Source organism: Micromonospora sp. WMMD754, assembly GCF_049315235.1.
GTDB classification, from domain to species: Bacteria; Actinomycetota; Actinomycetes; order Mycobacteriales; family Micromonosporaceae; genus Micromonospora; species Micromonospora sediminicola.
On record NZ_CP186058.1, the window covers coordinates 4,845,017 to 4,863,737 of the forward strand.

Genomic DNA, 18,721 nt, shown 5'->3' on the forward strand with positions numbered 1-18,721 from the left:
GACGACCGCCCCGGCGAACCTTCCCGGTCAGAGCACCAGCCCACGTCGCAGGGCGTCGTCGACTCCGGACAATAGGATCCGGATGTGGCGACGGCGGTGGCGAGGCTGGCCCTTATCGGGCCACCCGGCGCGGAGACGGCCGAGGTGGCGTACCGCCTCGCCGGCCGGCTCGGCGTCCCCTCGATCTCCATGGTGGACGCGGTGCAGTCAGCGGTGCGTACGGGATCGGCGCTGGGCGACGAGCTGCGTCGATTCATGAACGCCGGGCAGGCGCCACCGCTCGAGCTGGTCGTCGCGATCGTACGGCGCCGGCTCGGCGAGCCTGACGCGGTCGACGGCTTCGTCTTCTGGACGGAGTCTCCGGTGCTGGCGGTGTTGCGGGCGCTGGAGACGTCGGGGTTCCACGTGGTCGAGCTGGTCCTGGCCGATGCCGAGGCGGCCCGGCGGTTGACGGGGCGCCGCCTGTGCCGGGGCTGCGGCAGGGTCTGGCACGTCAAGTCGGCGCCGACGCAGGTCGACGGTGTCTGCGACCGCTGCGGTAGCGGGTTGGTCCATCGCGAGGACGATCGCCCTGCGGCCGTCGCCCGCCAACTGGGCGTCCACCACCTGCACAGCGCTCCCGTGCTGGCCCGCTACCGCTTCGCGGGTTCCCTGATCAGCGTCGACGCCGCCCGGCCGGCGGAGGAGATCACCACCGAACTGGCCGGTCGACTCGCGCGGAGTTGACCGAACGCGTGGGTCGGGCCGAGACGGTGCCAGCCCTCTGCTGACGATCGGTGTCCACGCCGCGTCCGCTAGAAGATCTCGAGCTGGCCGGGGTACGGAGTGGGCGGATCCGGTTCCGGCAGGAGCTCCGCGGCCTCGGCGGCGAGACGGTCGATCGTCTCGACGGGCATGGAGAAGGCGATGTGCCAGGTCTCGTCGTCGTGGCCGATCAGGGCGGTGACGGTGTCGTCGTTGATGGCCCAGTGCACTGGTATGCCGGCGGCGTCGCCGATCTGCAGTGCGCGTCGAGCGGACCAGTCGGCCTGGCGGATGGACCGCAGGCGCGCGAGTTCGCTGAGGTGGGCCCAGAAGTGGAACTCCCACGTGGGCGTCTGCAGCATCACCACCACGACGGCGGGATCGTCACCGCTGCGATCTATCGACACGCCGGCCATCGGGCAAGGATGACAGACCGGCCGACGGGCTGGTGGCGGGGCGAGGGTCGGGCGTGGCCCCGCCGGATGGCACGATGCGTATGGTGAGTTGGGCTTTGCAGGTCATGCCGCTGCACCTCGCGGCCGCAGACGGCGTAATCGACTGGGCCGCCGACATCGATCCGTCCCTCGCGCTGCCCGAGGAGCCCTCGGTGGCCCGCGAGCTGCCGACGGTGGCGCAGGTCCTGTCCGCGTTCCGGGAGGCCGGCTGTCACGGCGTGTCGTGGTTCCGGGTCGCCGGACACGATCCGGTCCGTGATCTTCCGGGCTGCCCGGCCCCTGCCACCTGTGCGTCGACGGGGGGCCCGGACCTCGGCGAGGTCAGTCTGGGCGTCGACGGCGCGGACGGTGACGAACCGGTGGGGTTGGACCGCCCCGTGCGTGACGTCAGGTTCCGCAAGCCGTCCGGCACCGCGGTGCTGGCCGCGGCGGTGGCGCTGGCGGCGCGGGCGGGCCCGCTGCTGGTGTTCGACGACGGCATGGAGCACCTGTTCGTGGTGTCGCCCGGCGACGAACCGGCCGACCTGGCTCGACGCTGGCCCTGGTAACCGCGCGACGGAGGTCCGGCCGGCTGCTCTCGCAGAGGCTGTGGTCGACGGCGAAGCGGGCGCCGACCGGCCCGTACGGCGCGACCACCTCGTCGCCGTCGGCTGTCCGCAGGTAGTAGGTCAGGGTGTCGACGGCACCCGCCGGCAGGATCGCGCCCACGCCGACGGCGAGGTTGCCGGCGAGCCAGACCGACGCGACCGACAGCGGGTGGCGGTCGAACGCGCGTCGCGTCGGGCCGGCTGTTGCGCCGGTGGCGTTCGCGCGGAATGGAGGCGGTCTACCGCTCACAGCGTCGTGCCGCGGGCCCGGGCGGCGTCCGTCAGCGGTTGGCGGACCTGCCTCGGCAGGCCGTCCAGGATGTGCCGGCGGCGCTCGACGGGCATCCCCGCCGCGAGCACGGCCCCCCATTGTGCGGGCATCTCGGTCAGCAGGCGCCGTACCTGTTCGTCGCCGAGGCGGGCGACCACGGCGGCGGCCCGCGCCGGTGGCAGCCAGGCCAGCACCGTCGCCTGGCGGGGCGTCGGCATCGCCTCGACGAAGACCTGCACGTCGGCGGGTACGTGGTCGAAGAGCATCTTGTCGCTGAGGATCGCGGCCACCCGGGCGGGCTCCATGGCGGACAGCGTGGCGTAGAGCCAGGCGCTGCCGAGGTGGGCCTCCAGCTGAACGACGTCGTCGGCAGTGGCCGTGGCCAGCTCGGCGGCGGCGTCCTTCGGGGACAGGCGGCCGATCCGCAGGGGCCGGTGCAGGAGGTCCGCCCGTCGCGGCGACATCGCCGCCAGCACCGCCTCGGCCCGCTCCGGCGGCATCCGCACCAGGAACTTAACCCCCTGCGACAGGCCGTGGTCGAGCAACCCGGCCACCCAGGGCTGGAGGGCTCGGGACAGCAGGTCGCTGGCCCGGGTCTCGTCGAGCTGGTTGACCACCAGGACGGCGGCCCCGGCCGGAAGCGCGGACACCTCGGCGAGTGCCCGGTCGTCCGGCACGGCGGCCAGGTCAGCGGCCATCCGGCGCGCGGCGTGACTGCGCGCGGCTCCGACGCGCCTGGCCCACAACTCCCGGTTGCGCCGGGGCAGGTGGTCCGTGTCGGCCGGAGAAGGCCACGACAGGGCGAGCACCCGCGCGGCGGGAAGACACCGCAGCACGGTGTCCGCCGTCGTCCAGGACTCGAGGTGCAGGACCCCGGAGAGCCGGTCGTCCGACATCTCGCCCAACAGCGCGGCCGCCCGGTCCGGCGGCATCCCGTCGAGCAGCCCCGGTACCCGGTCCAGCGGGATCTCCACCAGCAGGTCGGCGGCCCGTGCGGCCGGCATCGCGCCGAGGACGTGGACCGCCAGCTCCTGGGGGAGCAGGACCAGCCGCTTCGCGGCCAGCCCTTCGTCCATGCCGGCCAACAGCGCCGCGCACCGGTCGCGGGGCAGCGCGGCGAGACGCCGTGCGGCGGACGCCTCGTCCATCTCCGCGAGGACCCAGCAGGCGTCGTCCTGGCTCATCGTCATGAGCTGGTCGACCGACTGCTGGACCGGCATGGTCGCCAGCCGCTGCGCGGCCGAGCGCGCCTGCCCGGCGTCGACGTAGATGGTGCCCTGCGCCACCTGGTAGATCCGCGCGCCGTCCTGCGCGGCGGCGTTCATCTCGACCCGGTCGGCGCCGGTCGGGCCCGTCTCGTCAGCCATCGCCCCGCACGTGGAGGTCGCCCTGCCCCACCTGGTAGATCCGGCTGTGGTCGCTGGCCGTGGCCCGCTGGGTCACGTCGCCCCGCCACGTCCGGCCGGTCGCCCGCAGGGCGGGAACGAGGTCGTCGTCCAGGAGGCGCCGCAGGGCGACGGCGGCCTCCGGGTCGTGCGTCAGAAGACGGCGGAGTCGATGCTGCCACTGCTGGGCCAGCTCTGCCTCCAGGGCGGAGCGGTCCTCTTCGGAGGCGGCGACGAGATCCGCGCGGGTGTCCACCAGTTCGGCCTCGACGACCTCGGCGCGTTCCGGATGGAAGCGGCGCCAGACGGTGTCGACAGCCGACTTCGCCGCCGACCACGCGTCGGTGGCCAGCAGCGCGACGACGGTCGTGCCCGCGGTGTTGGCCAGGGCCCACAGCTGCGGATCCACGCGGAGACTCCCCACTGTCGACGACGGTCGTCGATCCAGCGTAGAGGACCCACGCCGCACCGGTGGGGCAGCGGACCCGGCAAGCCGACGTAAGGGGGTGCGCGACGTGCCGGTTCCGGACCTCGGACCCTGACGAAAGTGAGGGTGCGAGCCTGCCGTCCGGGCGGTGCGCCGGAGCGTTGACCGTCCCTACCGTCTCCCGATGACCTCTTCTCGCAGGCTGATGCTGGCCGTGCTGATCCTCACCGCCGGCACCGGGGCCGTCGCGGCGCTCGCTCCGGGTGGCCTCGGCGACCCCCAGCCGGAGGTGGTGACCGAAGGCGTCTCGGCCGACCTGTACCGCGCCGTCGTCGGGGTGCCGGCGGGGGTCGTCCGCCCCGGTGAGCACGCGGCGCTCGGCGCGCCGCTGCTCCTCCTCGCCGCGCTCGCGTGGGTCGGCTGGGCCGGACGGCGGCGGCGCACCGGAGCGACCGCCGTCGTCGCGCTCACGGGCGCGGGTGCCGTCCTGGCGTACGTCACGAGCGAGGCGCTCAAGCTCGTCGTGGATCAGGAGCGGCCCTGTCGGGCCATCGCCGACGTACCGGGCTGGGTGCCGTGTCCGCCGGCCGGGGACTGGTCGTTCCCCAGCAACCACTCGACCGTCGCCGGCGCCCTCGCGACCGGGTTGGTGCTGGCAGCGCCCCGGCTGGCCGGGTTCGCGGTGCCGGCCGGCCTGCTCGCCGCGGCGGCGCGCGTGGTCGCCGGAGTGCACTACCCGCACGACGTCGTCGCCGGGCTGCTCCTGGGCACGGCGGTCACCGCGGCGGTCGTGGTGCTGCTCACGCCCGCCGTGCGTCGACCGGTCGGCTCCACCCGTGACCGATGCGCTCCGGCGCGGTGACGGCGGACGCCGGGCTAGCGCAGCCGACGGTGCAGCCAGGTAACCACCAGTTCGTCGAAGCCGGGCGCCCGCGTGCCCCGTACCCGGATGCCGTGGTCGGCGTCAGGGAAGACCACGACCGTGTGGTCGGCGTGACCGGTCCCGCCGAGGATGCGCTCCAGGGCCCGTACGCTCGCCTCGACCGGCACCTGCACGTCGTCCGCGCCGAAGATCGCCAGCACCGGGCAGCGCAGGGCGGCCAGCGCCGGCTCCGGGTCGTGGTCGGCGATGCCGGCGAGGAAGCCGATCGTCGCGGGCGAGGCACCGGCGAGCAGTGGGTACCAGGGTGCGTCGTGCCAGCTCGCCTGTGCGGTGTGGACGTCGGCCGGGTCGTCGCCGGCGCGGACCCGGTGCACCTGCTCGCGCAGCAGCACCGTCGCCTGTCGCACGTCGTCGTCGGAGAAGCCCGCCGCGGGCAGTTGGTGCCGGAGCCGGTACTCCTCCTGCGGCACCAGCCCCACCGCCGGGCCGGACACGATCACCACGGCGGCGACGGCGGCGGGGGAGAGGGACGCGGCGAGCGGCGCGACCCAGCCGCCCTGGCTGCCGCCGACCAGCGCGACGGCGTGCGGAAGCACCTGCGCCCGCGTCCGCAGCGCGCCCACCGCGGCCAGCGTCTCGCCGGCCCGGTCGGTCAGCGTCTGCCGGGTCCAGTCCCCGGTGGAGGCCCCGGAGCCGGGCTTGTCGTAGGCGAGGCTCGCGAAGCCGGCGGCGGCCAGCCGGGTCTGCCAGTCGCGTTGGTCGCGCCCGCCGGGCCCGGAGCCCTCGACGAACACGACCGCCGGGTACGGCCCGGGCCAGGGCGGCCGGACCAGGTCGCCGACCAGGGTGTCGTCGCCGTGGCGGAACGTCAGTTCCTCCACCTCGGGTAGGAACAGCATCGCGGTCAGCTCGCTCGCGGCGCGTACATGATGACGGCGACGCCGACCAGGCAGATGGCCGCGCCGACCAGGTCGTAACGGTCGGGGCGGAACCTGTCGACCAGCATGCCCCAGGCCAGCGAGCCGGCGACGAAGATGCCGCCGTAGGCGGCGAGGATCCGGCCGAAGTTCGGGTCGGGTTGGAAGGTGGCCACGAATCCGTAGAGGCCGAGCGCGATCACCCCGGCGGCGATCCAGAGCAGCCCCCGGTTCTCCCGCCAGCCCTGCCAGACCAGCCAGGCGCCGCCGATCTCGGCCAGCGCGGCGATCAGGAACAGCAGGATGGAACGCGCGACCGTCATGCGTCCGACCGTAGCGTGACGGTCGCGCGGCGCAGGTCAGCGGGCTTGGCGAGCTCGTCGAAGGGCAGCGGACAGCGGGGACTGGCGGCGCAGGCGACCAGGTCGTCGCAGCCGGCCGCGACGGCGGCGCGGAGCGTGTCGCGCACGACCGTGAGGTCGGCGAGCCGCTGCTCCGCCTCGGCGAGCTTGTCCCGGGCGCGGGCCGGTAGGCCGCTGTCGGCGCGGGGCGTGCGCCGGGCCGCCGTGATCAGGTCGGTGACCTCGGCGAGGGTGAAGCCGAGGCGTTGCGCGGCCTTGACCACCCGCAGCAGGGTGACGGCCTCGGCGGGGTAGAGGCGGTGTCCGCCCGGCGAACGGCGGGGTGCGGCGAGCAGCCCGCGCCGCTCGTAGTAGCGCAACGTCTGCACGTTGACCCCCACCGCGGCGGCGAGCTGGCCGCTGCGCAGTTCGGGCCCGGCGGTCATCGGTCGTGGCGGGACGCGGCCCGGGCGGCGAGGGCGTCGAGGACGTCGGTGTGGGCCGCCGGCACCCGGATGTCGAGGGTCAGCGGCCCGTCGTCCGGCCGGGTGAGGTCGAAGGTGAAGAACGAGCAGCACGCCGATTCGCGCGCGGCGAGGTCGTGAGCCGTGCGTTCGACCTGGTCGGCCCCGTCGAGGCGCAGCCGCAGGTGCCGGGCCGACGGCCGGTCGACGGCGCGGACGGCGGCGCGGAACAGCGTGTCGAACTCGGCCAGTCGCAGCGGCCGTTCGGTGGTCGGCAGGGTGCAGGCGTCGGGCACCCAGGAGGATCCGTGTTCGTCGTCGCTCACTCCTCGACGGTAAGCCCGTACCCGGGTACCGGATGCAAGTCGGTACATGGACAGGTGAATACAGCGGACGCTGTACAGTGGGCGCATGCGGACGCTGCCCTGTCACCAGGTGCTGGCCCGGTTCGGTCACGCGCTGTCCGAGCCGTTGCGCGCCCGGCTACTGCTGGCGCTGCGCGACGGGCCGGGCTACCCGGCGGAGCTGGCCGACCTGCTCGGCACCAGCCGGCAGAACCTCTCCAACCACCTGGCCTGCCTGCGCGGCTGCGGGCTCGTCGTGGCCGTGCCCGAGGGGCGTCGCACCCGTTACGAGCTGGCCGACCCCCGCCTCGCCCACGCGCTGGGCGACCTGCTCGGGGTGGTGCTCGCGGTCGATCCGGCAGCCTGCTACGACGCCGGAACCGGATGCTGCTGATGGCCGGCCTGCCCCTGCTCCCTGCGGCGCTCGCCGGCCCCACTCCGGCGCGCCGTGCCGTGCTCGCGCGGCGGGTGCGGCTGCTGGTGGCCGCGACGATCACCTACAACGTGGTCGAGGCGGTGGTGGCGATCGGCGCCGGCACCGTCGCGTCGTCGACCGCGCTGATCGGTTTCGGTCTGGACTCAGTCATCGAGGTGGCCTCGGCGAGCGCCGTGGCGTGGCAGTTCGCCGGCCGGGACCCGCAGTCCCGGGAGCGGGTCGCGCTGCGGCTGATCGCGGTCTCCTTTTACGCCCTCGCCGGGTACGTGAGCGTCGAGGCGGTCCGGGCGCTGCTGGGCGGCGCCCAGGCCGCCCCCTCCACGGTCGGCCTGGTGCTGGCCGGCCTGTCGGTGATCGTGATGCCGGTGCTCTCGACGGCGCAGCGGCGCGCCGGACGGGAACTGGGTTCCCGGTCGGCCGTGGCCGACTCGAAGCAGACGCTGCTGTGCACGTACCTGTCCGTGGTCCTGCTCGTCGGGCTGGCGGTCAACGGCCTGTTCGGCTGGTCCTGGGCCGACCCGGTCGCGGCCCTGGTGATCGCCGTCGTCGCGGTGCGGGAGGGGCGGGCGGCCTGGCGCGGCGAGGCCTGTTGCGCGCTCCCGCACACGCCGGCCGGGTGCGCGTGCTGCCCGGCCGACGGGTCACGGCCGGCCGTCGACGAGGACCAGGACGACCGGTAGCGCGGGGTCGTGCGCGCCGGCCCACCGCACGACCGCGCGCTCCGCGTTCATGTTGCACCATGATGCCGGTCGCCCGCCGACGAGCCGGCCGGCCCGGGGGCGGGCGTGGCAGGGTCAGTACGCGTAGGTGACCGAGATCGTCGCCGCCGGGCAGTTGTTCGCCCAACTGGTCAGCGCGCTCTTCTCCGTGCTGTCCACGGTGAGCCGCCACCGGATCTTCACCGCCACCCACTCGCCGACGTAGCGGCAGCGGGCCGAGGCGTACGGCGGCAGCCACGTCGCCGGGTCCTGGTCGCCCTTGGCCTGGTTGACGTTGTCGGTGACCGCCGCCAGCGCGCGGGCGTCACCCAGGTCGTTCGCGTACGCCTGGCGGCGGCTGGTGGTCCAGCCCCGCGCGCCGGAGTCCCACGCCTCGGCCAACGGCACCATGTGGTCGATGTCCAGGTCGCCGGTGGCCGTCCAGGTCGCGGCGTCGTAGTAGGAGTACCAACGTCCGCCGGAGAGCGTGCAGGTGCCGCTGACCGTCGGTGTGGTGGTGGCCTCGGCGTAGAGCACCTCGTTGCGGGTGTGGCAGCCGTCGCCGTCGGCGTCGATCCAGTGCGGGAACAGGTCGCGGCTGTATCCGGTGCGGACCTCGGCGGCGACGGTGAGGCCGGCGACGGCGGTGGTGAGCGGCGCCGAGTAGCCGGCGGCCGGGGCGGGGGCGGTGAGGCCGAGGGTGGCGGCCACGATCGCGGCCAGGCTGATGGCCGCGGCGCGCAGGGTGCGGGACATGGGAACTCCGTCCGACGGGATGGCGAATACCTGCACCCATATAGACAGACGTTGAAGTAATGAGCCAGATCAACTTCCGTGAACTTCGGATGACGATCGGCCGCCACCTGCTCTGACGTCGGGAATACGGCTGTGCCGGCCGGCCCGGCGGGCTACCGTCACCGGAGTACGGGCCGGCGCCCGGGTCAGGAGCGCCGCGTCCACGCCCGCGCCGTCCGGTTGATGCGGCGGAGACGCCCGAGGGCGAGCATGGGTACGACGAAAGGGGCGGAGATGACCGACGAGGTGACGTCGAAGGTTCCGCCGGACCCGGCCCCCGTGCTGAGCGCGCCGGCCGGGCCACCGCCGGTCGGGCCGCCCAGCAGCCTCGACCTGTGGGCCCGCGCCCAGGTGCTGCACCGCTGCTTCGGCGACGACGACGGCGAGCCGCACATCATGCGCGGCCTGGACTGACCGCGCCGGGATCAGGCGACCGAGGCCGAACCGAGCAGCGCGGCCGTCGGCAGCGCCAACCGCCCGTCGGCGTCCCGGAACCCGGCGGTGAGCCGGTCGTACTCCCGGCGGATGCGCTCCCGCGCCGCCGGCTCCTGCCGTTGCACGACGAGGCCGACCGTGCTGATGCCGGCCGCCGGCCCGGCCCACCAGTCCTCCGGATCCGTGCGATGGGTCCAGGTCAGGGTCGTGCACGCGACGTCGGTCAGCCCGGCGGCGCTCAGCAGGCCGGTCACGCCGGCCTCGGTGCGCGGGAAGTCCCGCCCGGGCGCCAGTCGAGGCAGGTCCGCCGGCGGGGTGACACCGGCGGCGCTGATCGCCTCGCCCCACAGGCGTTGCAGCGGCGGATGCGGCGACGGCCAGAGCGTCACCGCCACCCGCCCGCCGGGGCGTACCACCCGGCGCAGCTCCACCAGCGCTGCGGCCGGGTCGCCGACGTGGTTGAGCACGAAGTTGGCCACCGCCGCGTCGAACCGGTCGTCGGGGAGGGGCAACCGCGGCAGCGCGGCGCCGACCAGGCCGGCGCCGGCCGCGGTCGCCCGGGCCTCCGCCAGCATGCTGGCCTCCGCGTCGACCGCGACAACGGCGGCGCCACGGCCGAGCGCGGCCGCCGCGACGGTGCCGGGCCCGGTGCCGACGTCGAGCACCCGCCGCCCGGCCCGCACCCGCGCCGCGTCCAGCAGCGCCGCCGTCGGGTACGCGCAGAGCCCGCCGAAGCTGCGCCGGTAGGCCCGCGCCCGCCCGGCCCAGCGGGTGCGCTCGTGGGCGTCGTAGTCGAACTCGATCATGTGCCGGAGCCTACGGCCCGTGGCCGTGGGGCGGTGCCCTGCCGGACCGGTCAGCGCAGCGGCGCGCCGGCGCGCACCAGCGCGTCCCGCCAGGACCGGGTGTGGAACGCCGCCGCGCCGTTGAAGACCTGGTCGAGGACGCCCGGGCCGTCCCCGGTCGGCGGGGTGTGTCGGGCCCGGAAGTCGGCGCACCCGCGCTCCTGGTCGGCGCTGGGTCGGGGTGAGACGTCGGACCCGCGACCCACCAGGGCGTACCGGCGCCCGCCGACGTCCAGCAGCAGCGTGCCCAGGCGGGTCAACCGGCCGCCCACCTGACCGGCGGGCACGGCGAACACCTCCACGCCGCGCCGGTCCCGGGCGCGCAGCCACCCCTGGTCGAGGGTCATCAGCACCGGCACGCACCGCATGCCGTTCCAGAGACTGCGTCGCCAGTAGACGATGCCGGCGTGGGCCACCTGCGGATGCACGGCGGCGACTGTACCGGGGGCGGTCCACGGTGGCCGGCGGTGGCTACCCTGCCCGGGTGACCCGACGTTCCTGGCTGTTGGCCGCGTCCACCGTGCTCGGCGTCGTCCTGCTGACCGGCGGCGCGGGAGCGCTCTGGCTGACCCGGACCGACAACGCCGAGGAGCGGGACTGCGTGACCCGGGTCGCCGCCGAGGAGTCGACGGTCCGCACCGACCGGCGCTGGACCGACCGGGACGTGCCCGGCGTCGGGGCGTACCCGGAGATCCACTGGCAGGTCGACTACCCGAGCTTCGCCTGCTCCCGGGCCCCCGGCCCCACCGACCTGCGCTACCAGGGCGTGGTGCGGCTCGCGCCGGCCGACGCGCGCGCCCTGGCCGCCACGTACGCCTGGACGCCGGTGACCGGCGCGGCGCCCGAGGTCTGGCCCGGCCTGACCGGACACGTGCCGGACGGCGTGCGCTGGCGGCGCAGCGCCGACCACGACGCCGCCGGCGCCGCCGAGGCGTGGTTCGCCCCCGAGCGGTCGCTGCTGCTGTTCACCGCCGTCGACACGTGAACGTTTCCCGGCTCCGGTACGTGAGAGCCGGTGGGCATCACCGGCGCCGGCCGGGGGTACTGCTGCGGGACACGGGTTCGACAGCCGGGAGGTAGCCGTGGGGGACAGGGCACGACGGCGGCGGCTCGGGCCGCTCGCCGGGCTGGTGGTGGCCGTGGTGGTGGCCGCCGGCTGCATGGGCGGCGGGCTCGACCAGGGTGAGCCGCAGCAGCCCGCCCCGCGCGAGAGCGGCCGGTCGGAGCCGGAAGCGCGGACCACCCGGGCCGACGGCACCACCAGCGTCGCCGAGTTCAAGCAGGACTTCGAGGACGCCGTCGCGCTGGCCGAGAAGTACTGGACGGCGCAGTTCCGCGCCTCCGGGGAACGGTTCCGGCCGATCCGGCGGGTGGTGTCGTACAGCCGGGCCGGCGAGGTGTCCTGCGGCGGGCAGGCACTGCCCCGCAACAACGCGGTCTACTGCTCGGCCGGCGACTTCATCGCCTACGACGTGAACTGGTCCGTCTCGGCGTTCCGGGAGATCGGCGACGCGTTCCTGTTCTACCTGCTCGGCCACGAGTACGCCCACGGGGTGCAGGTCCGCCTCGGCATCCGCTACGACTTCACCATCCAGCAGGAGTTGCAGGCCGACTGCATGGCCGGGGCGTACCTCGGCGACAGCGTGCGCTCCGGGGCGCTGACCCTGGCCGACGGTGACCTGGACGAGTTCCGGGAAGGGCTGCTCGCCGTCGGCGACGACCCCGACCAGCCCTGGTTCGCCGAGGGCGCGCACGGCACCGCCGAGCAGCGCAGCGAGAAGTTCTTCAGCGGCTACGAGAATTCGCTGAAGGCGTGCGATCTCGGTTGATGCCGCAGGTCACCTCGATCGGGGACGGTGCCGGCCGGGCCCGGGTGGGCTGGCAGGATCGGCGGGTACGCGTACCGAAGGAGGCCCCGCTGAACAGCCCACGCCCCGCCGCCGTGCTCTTCGACATGGACGGCACCCTGGTCGACAGCGAGAAGCTGTGGGACGTCGCGTTGCAGGAACTGGCCGCCGTCTACGGCGGCACGTTGTCCGACGCGGCGCGCCGCGCGATCGTCGGCACCGGGATGGCCGACGCCATGCGGATCGTGCACGACGACCTGGGCCAACCGGAGCGGGACCCGCAGGCCAGCGCCGACTGGATCAGCGCGCGCATCCTCGACCTGTTCCGCACCGGGTTGCGGTGGCGGCCCGGCGCGCTCGCGCTGCTGCGGGCCGTCCGGACCGCCGGGATCCCCACCGCGCTGGTCACCTCCAGCGGGCGGCCCCTGGTCGAGGTCGCCCTGGACACGCTGGGCCGGGACAGCTTCGACGCGGTGGTCTGCGGCGACGAGGTGGGCGACCCGAAGCCGCACCCGGAGCCCTACCTGACCGCCGCGCGGCTGCTCGACGTGCCGATCGAGCGGTGCGTGGCGATCGAGGACTCGCCGACCGGCGTGGCGAGCGCGCTCGCCGCCGGGGCCGCCGTACTCGCCGTGCCGGCCGAGGTGCCGCTGCCGGCGACCGACGGCGTGCACCAGGTGGAGAGCCTGACGTCGGCGGACCTGGAGCTGCTCGCGGCCCTGCTCAACCGTTAGGAAGGGGCCCTTCCTATCGCTCAGGCGATAAGAAGGGCCCCTTCCTTGCACCTCAGTCGTGGGCGATGGCGCCGAGCACGTTGATCCGCGCGGCGCGGATCGCCGGCAGCACCGCCGCCACCACGCCGATGATCGCGGCCAGCACCAGGAACGTCACCATCTGACCCCAGGGCAGGACCAGGTCGGTGATGCCCTCGTCCTTGAGCGCCCGGACCACCGCCGCGCCGAGGCCGGTGCCGACCACGACGCCGAGCAGCGCGCCGAAGATCGAGATCACCACCGCCTCGACGGTGATCATCCGCATGGTCTGCGCCCGGCGCAGGCCGATCGCCCGCAGCAGGCCCAACTCCCGGGTCCGCTCCAGCACCGACAGGGCGAGCGTGTTGATGATGCCCAGCACCGCGATCACGATGGCCAGCGCCAACAGGATCTGGATCATCCGCAGCGGCGTGTCCAGCTGACTGGTCTGCTGCTTGATGAACGCGGCCCGGTCCGCCACCGACACCTCGGGGCTGTCCGCCAGCAGCCGCTCGACCTGCGGCTGCACCGCGCCGACCGACGTGCCCGGGGCGAGCTGCACGAAACCCTGGATGGGCTGCGGGATGGCGAAGTCGGCGGCCGCCTGCGGCGGCAGCACCACCGGGTTGGTCAACTGCGAGCTCTCGTAGATGCCGCTGACCGTGTAGGTGCGGGCGTCGCCGCGGGACAGCTGCACCGGCACGGTCGAGCCGACCGACAGGTTGCGGTCCTTCGCGGTGTCGGAGCTGAGCAGCATCTGGTCGGGGGCCAGCCGGCTGATGTCACCGGCGGTGGCCTTCGCCCCGAAGATCCGCTCCAGCGCCGCCACGTTGCTCGACGCCGCCACCCAGGTCCGCTTGCCGCCGACCGTGGCCATGTCGCCGTACTCGCCGTCGACCAGCTGCACCCCGGGGATCGCGGCGGTCTTGTCCAGCACCGCCGGGTCGAAGCTCGGCGGGCGGGGCCCGGACGCGGATCCGGAGATCACCAGCTCGGCCTTGATCGTGTCCTCGGCCAGCGCGCTGATGCTGCCCTTGGCCGAGTCGAGGATCACGGTCACCCCGGTCACCAGCGCGATGCCCACCATCAGTGCGGCGGCGGTGATCGCCGTCCGGCGGGGGTTACGACCCGAGTTGAGCCGGCCCAGCTTGCCCGGGACCGACCAGGAGAAGATCGCGCCGAGCAACGAGACCACCGGCCGGCTGATCACCGGCGTCAGCAGCGCCACCCCGATGAACGCGAAGAGCACCCCACCGAGGATGGTCGCGAGGGTGTTGTCGCCGGCGTTGCCGCTGAGGCCGAGGAAGAGCAGCACCGCCCCGATGGTGGTGACCACCGCGCCGCCGACGGTCACCTTGGTCAGCGGACGGTCCGGCGTGGCCACGTCCTGCATCGCCGCGATCGGCGGGATACGCGCGGCGCGCAGCGCCGGCAACAGCGCCGCGACCACCGTGATCACCAGACCGACCGCGAACGCGCCGATCACCGCCGCCGGCGGCACGCCCAGCCCGGCCAGGCTCAGACCGCCGGCGAGCTTGCCGAACAGGTACGCCAGCAGCGCGCCCACACCGATGCCGGCGGCCAGCCCGAGCACCGAGGCGATCAGACCGACCGCGACCGCCTCCAGCACCACCGAGCCGATGACCTGCCGGCCGCTGGCGCCGATGGCCCGCATCAGGGCCAGCTCGCGGGTGCGCTGGGCCACGATGATCGAGAAGGTGTTGAGGATCAGGAACGTGCCGACCAGCAGCGCCACCGCGGCGAAGCCCAGCAGGATCTTGTTGAAGAAGGACAGCCCCTCCTTCAGCCCGGCCGACGCGTCGTCGGCGAGCTGCTCACCGGTCTTCACGTCGTAGCCGGCCCCCACCGCGCGGGACACCTCGTCGCGCAGCGCCTCCGGGGTGGTGCCGTCGGCGGCCCGCGCGGTGATGTTGCTGAACACGTCCGGCTTGCCGAGCATCAGCTGCTGCGCCACCGGGGTGGTGAAGGCGACCTCGTTCGCGCCGCCCACGGAGTCCCGGCCGCCGCTGTAGCCGAACACGCCGACCAGCGTGAACTCCTTCTTCGGCGCCAGGGTCAGCACGCCGACCCGGTCGCCGACCGTCACGTTCGCGGCCTTGGCCAGCGCGGCGTTGACCACGATCTCGTCATCCGCGCGCGGCTCCCGGCCCTCGCGCAGCTTCACCAGGTCGCTCTCGCCGAGCCAGTTCTCGCCCAGCTGCGGCGGGCCGAACGAGGTGACCACCTTGCCGTTGGCGCCGATCAGACGGGCGCCGTCGGTGGCGACCACGCCCTGCACGTCCGCCGCGCCGGGCGCCGCCTTCACCCGCTCGACCAGCGACGCCGGCACCGGGGCGGCCACCTGCTCGCCCTCGGTCTCGGACAGCTCCACCTTCGGCTTCGCCGCGACGTTCACGTCGACCTCGGCGTACGCGTCGGCGAAGACCGCGTCGAAGGACCGGCCGAGGGTGTCGGTGAGCACGAACGCGCCCGAGACGAACATGACGCCGAGCACCACCGCCAGGCCGGACAGCAGCAGGCGCAGCTTGCGCGCCAGCAGGCTCTTCAGCGTTGCCCGCAACATCAGTTGCCCACCTCGACCGGAGCGTCCAGCTTCTTCATGGTGTCCAGCACCGTGTCGGCGGTCGGCTCGATCAGCTCCGAGACGATCTGGCCGTCGGCGAGGAAGACCACCCGGTCGGCGTACGCGGCGGCGGTCGGGTCGTGGGTGACCATGACGATGGTCTGGCCGTGCTCGCGCACCGAGTTGCGCAGGAAGTTGAGCACCTCGGCGCCGGAGCGGGAGTCCAGGTTGCCGGTCGGCTCGTCCGCGAAGATCACGTCGGGGCGGGCGACCAGGGCCCGGGCGCACGCCACCCGCTGCTGCTGACCGCCGGAGAGCTGCGCCGGGCGGTGCCCGAGCCGCTCCCGCAGCCCGACCGTGTCGATCACCGTGTCGTACCAGGCCGGGTCGGCCTTGCGCCCGGCGATCGACAGCGGCAGCAGGATGTTCTCCTGCGCGGTGAGCGTGGGCAGCAGGTTGAACTGCTGGAAGATGAAGCCGACCTTGTCCCGGCGCAGCTTCGTCAGGCCCGAGTCGTTGAGCCCGGTCACGGTGGTGTCGCCGATCATCACGGTGCCCCGGGTCACCGAGTCCAGACCGGCGAGGCAGTGCATCAGCGTCGACTTGCCGGAGCCGGACGGCCCCATGATCGCGGTGAACCGGCCGCGTTCGAACTCGGCGCTCACCCCCCGCAGCGCGATGACCTGCGCCTCACCGCTGCCGTACACCTTCCACACGTCGTTCGCCCGGGCCGCGGCCTGCGCTTGCCGGCCTACCGTCGCGGTCACGTCATCTACCTCTTCCGTCTGGCTGCTGATCCGCACCGCCCCCGCTGGTCGGTGCGGCGGTTCCATCCTCGGTGCCACCGGCGGCGGAACCGTCCGACCCCGGGCGGAATCCGTGCCGAATTTCCGGTGGGGGTCGCCCCCCAGGCCGGCTCAGGGTGATCCCTGACCGGCCGGCGGCGCCGACGGTAGGACCTCACGTCGCGTCATGGTCAACCCCGCGTCGCCGCCGTTGGTCACGGTACGTGAGGGCCGCCACCTATTTCCCCGGCCGTACCAGCCCCGTCTCGTAGGCCAGCACCACCGCCTGCACCCGGTCCCGCAGCCGCAGCTTGGTCAGCACGTGCCCGACGTGCGTCTTCACCGTGGTCTCGCTGACCGACAGCTCCCGGGCGATCTCGGCGTTCGACAGCCCGCGCGCCACCTGGGTCAGCACCTCCCGTTCCCGCTCGGTCAGCGGGTCCAGCACCCGCGGCGGGGCGGTCACCGGGTCCGGCAGGACGTCGGCGAAGCGGTCCAGCAGCCGGCGCAGGATCCGCGGCGCCACCACCGCCTCCCCGGCCGCCACCGTGCGGATCGCGGTCACCAGGTCCTCGGCCGGCACGTCCTTGGCCAGGAAGCCGCTCGCCCCGGCGCGCAGCGCCCCGACCACGTACTCGTCCAACTCGAACGTGGTGAGGACGAGCACCCGCACCGGCAGCCGGGCGTCCACGATCGCCCGGGTGGCGGCGACCCCGTCCATCCGCGGCATCCGGATGTCCATCAGCACCACGTCGGGCAGCAGCCGCCGGGCCAGCTCCACCGCCTCCACGCCGTCGCCGGCCTCACCCACGATGTCCAGGTCGTCCTCGACGCCCAGCACCATCCGGAACCCGGTGCGCAGCAACGGCTGGTCGTCGGCGAGCAGGACCCGGACCGGTCGGGGCGCGGCGCCGTCTGTCATCAGATCCCCCTCGTCGTGCCCGGCGGCGGTCAGGCGGGGACCGCACCGGCCGGGTCCAGCGGGATCCGCGCGTACACCCGGAAGCCGCCGCCCGGCGCCGGTCCGGTCCGCAGGATCCCACCGTAGAGGGCCACCCTCTCCCGCATGCCGACCAGTCCGTGCCCGATCCGGTCGGGTGGGCGTCCCGGCCCGCGCCCGGTGTCGACCACCTCGACGGTCAGCACGCCGCCGCCGACGGTGATCCGGACCAGCGCGGTGGCCGGCCCGGCGTGGGCGAGGACGTTGCGCAGCGCCTCGGCGACGATGCGGTGGGCGGTGAGCGCCACCCCCTCGGCCACCGCGGTGGACGTGCCCTCCATCCGCAGCGTGACCGGCAGCCCGGCCCGGCGGGCCCGCTCGACGAGCGCGGGAACGCCGGCCAGGCCGGGTTGCGGCGCCAGCCGCGCCACGCCGGCGTCGGCGTCCAGCACCCGCAACAGCCGGTGCAGCTCACGCAGCGTCTCCCGGCCGGTCTCCTCGACCGCGGCCAGCGCACCGTCCGCCGCGCCGGGATCCCGGCCGAGCACCCGGCGCGCCCCGGTGGCCAGCACACCCATCGCGGCGACCCGGTGGGCCACCAGGTCGTGCAGCTCGCGGGCGATCCGCCGGTGCTCGTCGGTGACCACCGTCGCGCCCGGGTCCCGGCGGGCCTCCCCGGCGGGGCGCCGCCGGGTGAGTCGGCCCAGCGCGTACGCCACGGCGGCGGTGAGCAGCGTGGCGCGCACCCGCCGGGCCGGCAGCCGGTCGGTCATGCCCGAACGTTAGGCCGGCACGGGGCGCGTCTCGTCGTCGCCGGCGCCGAACCCGGTCTCCTCCCCGAGGAGGAGGATCACTCGTCGGCCCCCGGGGTGACCGGGCGGGAACGGGCGTCCACGAGCGGGTCGGGCGCGGCACCGGCCACCGGGAACGGCGGCGGCGTGCCGCCGAAGCTCGGGCAGAGCGCCTGGTGGCTGCACCAGTCGCAGAGCCGGCTCGGCCGGGGCCGGAAGTCCTGCCGCGCGGTGGCCTGCTCGATCGCCCGCCACAACGCCACCACGGTGCGCTCGAAGCGCACCAGCTCCTCGGCGTCGGGGGCGTAGTCGCACACCTCGGCGTCCTTGAGGTAGAGCAGGCGCAGCACCCGCGGCACCACGCCCCGGGTGCGCCACAGCACCAGGGCGTAGAACTTCAGCTGGAACAGCGCCCGCGCCTCGAACGCCTCGCGCGGCGCGCCGCCGGTCTTGTAGTCGACCACCCGCAGCGCGCCGTCCGGGGCCACGTCGAGCCGGTCGAGATAGCCCCGGATCAGCAGCTCGTCGTCGACCACGGCGGAGATCAGCGCCTCCCGCTCGGCGGGCTCCAGCCGCTGCGGGTCCTCCACCGCGAAGTAGCCCTCCAGCAGCGCCGCCGCCGAACGCAGGAACTCCTGCGCGGCCGCCGCGTCGCCGTCGGCGAACAACGTCGCCAGCTCCGGCTCCTCGGTGACCAGGCGGTCCCACTGCGGGGCGACCAGGTCGCCCGCCGACTCCGGGGTGCGCGCCGGGGCCGGCAGGTCGAACAGCCGCTCCAGCACGGCGTGCACCAGCGTGCCCCGGGCCTGCTCGACCGTCGGCCGCTCGGGCAGCCGGTCGATGCTGCGGAACCGGTAGAGCAGCGGGCAGGTCTTGAAGTCGGCCGCCCGCGACGGCGACAGCGACGCCCGCACCGTGACCGGCACCCGTGCCGCCGTCTGGTCGCCCTGCGCGTCGATCACCGGTTCCGCCGTCATGCCCGGAAGGTTAGGCCA

General features: G+C 74.4%; 24 protein-coding genes. 9 read left to right on the forward strand and 15 right to left on the reverse strand.

Going from position 1 to position 18,721, the window contains the following annotated elements:
* Nucleotides 1-84: 84 nt before the first annotated feature.
* Nucleotides 85-726 carry an adenylate kinase family protein gene (locus tag ACN27B_RS23410; RefSeq protein ID WP_099161236.1) on the forward strand — a complete coding sequence of 214 codons (642 nt, stop codon included), beginning with the start codon at nt 85-87 and terminating at the stop codon, nt 724-726.
* Nucleotides 727-794: 68 nt separating this feature from the next.
* Here the strand turns inward: ACN27B_RS23410 and ACN27B_RS23415 are convergent, their stop codons facing one another.
* Nucleotides 795-1,160 (reverse strand): hypothetical protein, encoded by a 366-nt coding sequence (locus ACN27B_RS23415; RefSeq protein WP_157779060.1) that lies wholly within the window; start codon nt 1,158-1,160, stop codon nt 795-797.
* A gap of 83 nt (nt 1,161-1,243) precedes the next feature.
* On the opposite strand from ACN27B_RS23415, the gene ACN27B_RS23420 reads away from it, so the two are divergent.
* Nucleotides 1,244-1,747, forward strand: a complete 504-nt coding sequence (locus ACN27B_RS23420; protein WP_422741530.1) for a hypothetical protein — start codon at nt 1,244-1,246, stop codon at nt 1,745-1,747.
* Nucleotides 1,748-2,032: 285 nt separating this feature from the next.
* On the opposite strand, the gene ACN27B_RS23425 is transcribed toward ACN27B_RS23420, so the two are convergent.
* Nucleotides 2,033-3,424 carry a magnesium transporter MgtE N-terminal domain-containing protein gene (locus tag ACN27B_RS23425; RefSeq protein ID WP_422741531.1) on the reverse strand — a complete coding sequence of 464 codons (1,392 nt, stop codon included), beginning with the start codon at nt 3,422-3,424 and terminating at the stop codon, nt 2,033-2,035.
* Nucleotides 3,417-3,851 (reverse strand): hypothetical protein, encoded by a 435-nt coding sequence (locus tag ACN27B_RS23430; protein WP_422741532.1) that lies wholly within the window; start codon nt 3,849-3,851, stop codon nt 3,417-3,419. Before ACN27B_RS23430 ends, ACN27B_RS23425 begins: the two co-directional genes overlap by 8 nt.
* A gap of 202 nt (nt 3,852-4,053) precedes the next feature.
* Between ACN27B_RS23430 and ACN27B_RS23435 the strand changes: the two genes are divergently transcribed.
* The gene (locus ACN27B_RS23435) at nt 4,054-4,731 is read left to right on the forward strand and encodes a phosphatase PAP2 family protein (protein ID WP_422741533.1); all 678 of its coding nucleotides are present in this window, start codon (nt 4,054-4,056) and stop codon (nt 4,729-4,731) included.
* Between the two features lie 14 nt (nt 4,732-4,745).
* Here ACN27B_RS23435 and ACN27B_RS23440 read toward each other — a convergent pair whose 3' ends face one another.
* From ACN27B_RS23440 to ACN27B_RS23455, 4 genes are read right to left on the reverse strand one after another with little or no spacing between them, the layout of a single operon-like run.
* Nucleotides 4,746-5,651, reverse strand: a complete 906-nt coding sequence (locus ACN27B_RS23440; protein WP_422741534.1) for an alpha/beta hydrolase family protein — start codon at nt 5,649-5,651, stop codon at nt 4,746-4,748.
* 5 nt (nt 5,652-5,656) lie between these two features.
* Nucleotides 5,657-5,992 carry a YnfA family protein gene (locus ACN27B_RS23445; RefSeq protein WP_099161229.1) on the reverse strand — a complete coding sequence of 112 codons (336 nt, stop codon included), beginning with the start codon at nt 5,990-5,992 and terminating at the stop codon, nt 5,657-5,659.
* A complete protein-coding gene (locus ACN27B_RS23450; RefSeq protein ID WP_422741535.1) occupies nt 5,989-6,456 on the reverse strand; it encodes a MerR family transcriptional regulator in 468 nt (155 codons plus the stop codon). The genes ACN27B_RS23445 and ACN27B_RS23450 overlap by 4 nt, the downstream gene beginning before the upstream one ends.
* Nucleotides 6,453-6,800 carry a hypothetical protein gene (locus ACN27B_RS23455; protein ID WP_422741536.1) on the reverse strand — a complete coding sequence of 116 codons (348 nt, stop codon included), beginning with the start codon at nt 6,798-6,800 and terminating at the stop codon, nt 6,453-6,455. Before ACN27B_RS23455 ends, ACN27B_RS23450 begins: the two co-directional genes overlap by 4 nt.
* Nucleotides 6,801-6,885: 85 nt before the next feature.
* Here ACN27B_RS23455 and ACN27B_RS23460 point away from each other — a divergent pair, with 85 nt between their 5' ends.
* Together ACN27B_RS23460 and ACN27B_RS23465 are read left to right on the forward strand one after the other, a co-directional pair.
* Complete coding sequence (locus ACN27B_RS23460) at nt 6,886-7,212, forward strand: ArsR/SmtB family transcription factor (RefSeq protein ID WP_422741537.1); 327 nt, start codon at nt 6,886-6,888, stop codon at nt 7,210-7,212.
* Nucleotides 7,203-7,934 (forward strand): cation transporter, encoded by a 732-nt coding sequence (locus tag ACN27B_RS23465; protein ID WP_099161225.1) that lies wholly within the window; start codon nt 7,203-7,205, stop codon nt 7,932-7,934. Before ACN27B_RS23460 ends, ACN27B_RS23465 begins: the two co-directional genes overlap by 10 nt.
* A gap of 114 nt (nt 7,935-8,048) precedes the next feature.
* Here ACN27B_RS23465 and ACN27B_RS23470 read toward each other — a convergent pair whose 3' ends face one another.
* Nucleotides 8,049-8,708 (reverse strand): HNH endonuclease family protein, encoded by a 660-nt coding sequence (locus ACN27B_RS23470; RefSeq protein ID WP_422741538.1) that lies wholly within the window; start codon nt 8,706-8,708, stop codon nt 8,049-8,051.
* A gap of 273 nt (nt 8,709-8,981) precedes the next feature.
* Between ACN27B_RS23470 and ACN27B_RS23475 the strand changes: the two genes are divergently transcribed.
* Nucleotides 8,982-9,161 (forward strand): hypothetical protein, encoded by a 180-nt coding sequence (locus ACN27B_RS23475; protein WP_091575208.1) that lies wholly within the window; start codon nt 8,982-8,984, stop codon nt 9,159-9,161.
* 11 nt (nt 9,162-9,172) lie between these two features.
* Here ACN27B_RS23475 and ACN27B_RS23480 read toward each other — a convergent pair whose 3' ends face one another.
* Entirely contained in the window at nt 9,173-9,988 is an 816-nt protein-coding gene (locus tag ACN27B_RS23480; protein WP_422741539.1) for a class I SAM-dependent methyltransferase, read from the reverse strand.
* 50 nt (nt 9,989-10,038) lie between these two features.
* Complete coding sequence (locus ACN27B_RS23485) at nt 10,039-10,455, reverse strand: hypothetical protein (protein WP_099161222.1); 417 nt, start codon at nt 10,453-10,455, stop codon at nt 10,039-10,041.
* Nucleotides 10,456-10,511: 56 nt separating this feature from the next.
* Here ACN27B_RS23485 and ACN27B_RS23490 point away from each other — a divergent pair, with 56 nt between their 5' ends.
* The 3 genes from ACN27B_RS23490 (at nt 10,512) to ACN27B_RS23500 (ending at nt 12,608) form a co-directional block, all read left to right on the forward strand.
* Entirely contained in the window at nt 10,512-11,012 is a 501-nt protein-coding gene (locus ACN27B_RS23490) for a hypothetical protein (protein WP_422741540.1), read from the forward strand.
* 97 nt (nt 11,013-11,109) lie between these two features.
* Nucleotides 11,110-11,856, forward strand: coding sequence for a neutral zinc metallopeptidase (locus ACN27B_RS23495; RefSeq protein WP_099161220.1), 747 nt, complete (start codon nt 11,110-11,112; stop codon nt 11,854-11,856).
* Nucleotides 11,857-11,969: 113 nt separating this feature from the next.
* Nucleotides 11,970-12,608, forward strand: coding sequence for an HAD family hydrolase (locus tag ACN27B_RS23500; protein ID WP_099164608.1), 639 nt, complete (start codon nt 11,970-11,972; stop codon nt 12,606-12,608).
* A gap of 52 nt (nt 12,609-12,660) precedes the next feature.
* On the opposite strand, the gene ACN27B_RS23505 is transcribed toward ACN27B_RS23500, so the two are convergent.
* The 5 genes from ACN27B_RS23505 to ACN27B_RS23525 form a co-directional block, all read right to left on the reverse strand.
* On the reverse strand, nt 12,661-15,210 hold the full coding sequence (locus tag ACN27B_RS23505; protein ID WP_099161219.1) for an ABC transporter permease: 2,550 nt from the start codon (nt 15,208-15,210) through the stop codon (nt 12,661-12,663).
* On the reverse strand, nt 15,210-15,977 hold the full coding sequence (locus ACN27B_RS23510; protein ID WP_091575196.1) for an ABC transporter ATP-binding protein: 768 nt from the start codon (nt 15,975-15,977) through the stop codon (nt 15,210-15,212). The genes ACN27B_RS23505 and ACN27B_RS23510 overlap by 1 nt, the downstream gene beginning before the upstream one ends.
* A 256-nt stretch (nt 15,978-16,233) precedes the next feature.
* Nucleotides 16,234-16,917 carry a response regulator gene (locus tag ACN27B_RS23515; RefSeq protein WP_091575193.1) on the reverse strand — a complete coding sequence of 228 codons (684 nt, stop codon included), beginning with the start codon at nt 16,915-16,917 and terminating at the stop codon, nt 16,234-16,236.
* A gap of 29 nt (nt 16,918-16,946) precedes the next feature.
* Entirely contained in the window at nt 16,947-17,708 is a 762-nt protein-coding gene (locus tag ACN27B_RS23520) for a sensor histidine kinase (protein ID WP_422741541.1), read from the reverse strand.
* Between the two features lie 77 nt (nt 17,709-17,785).
* Nucleotides 17,786-18,703 (reverse strand): RecB family exonuclease, encoded by a 918-nt coding sequence (locus tag ACN27B_RS23525; RefSeq protein WP_099161217.1) that lies wholly within the window; start codon nt 18,701-18,703, stop codon nt 17,786-17,788.
* Between the last annotated feature and the right edge of the window lie 18 nt (nt 18,704-18,721).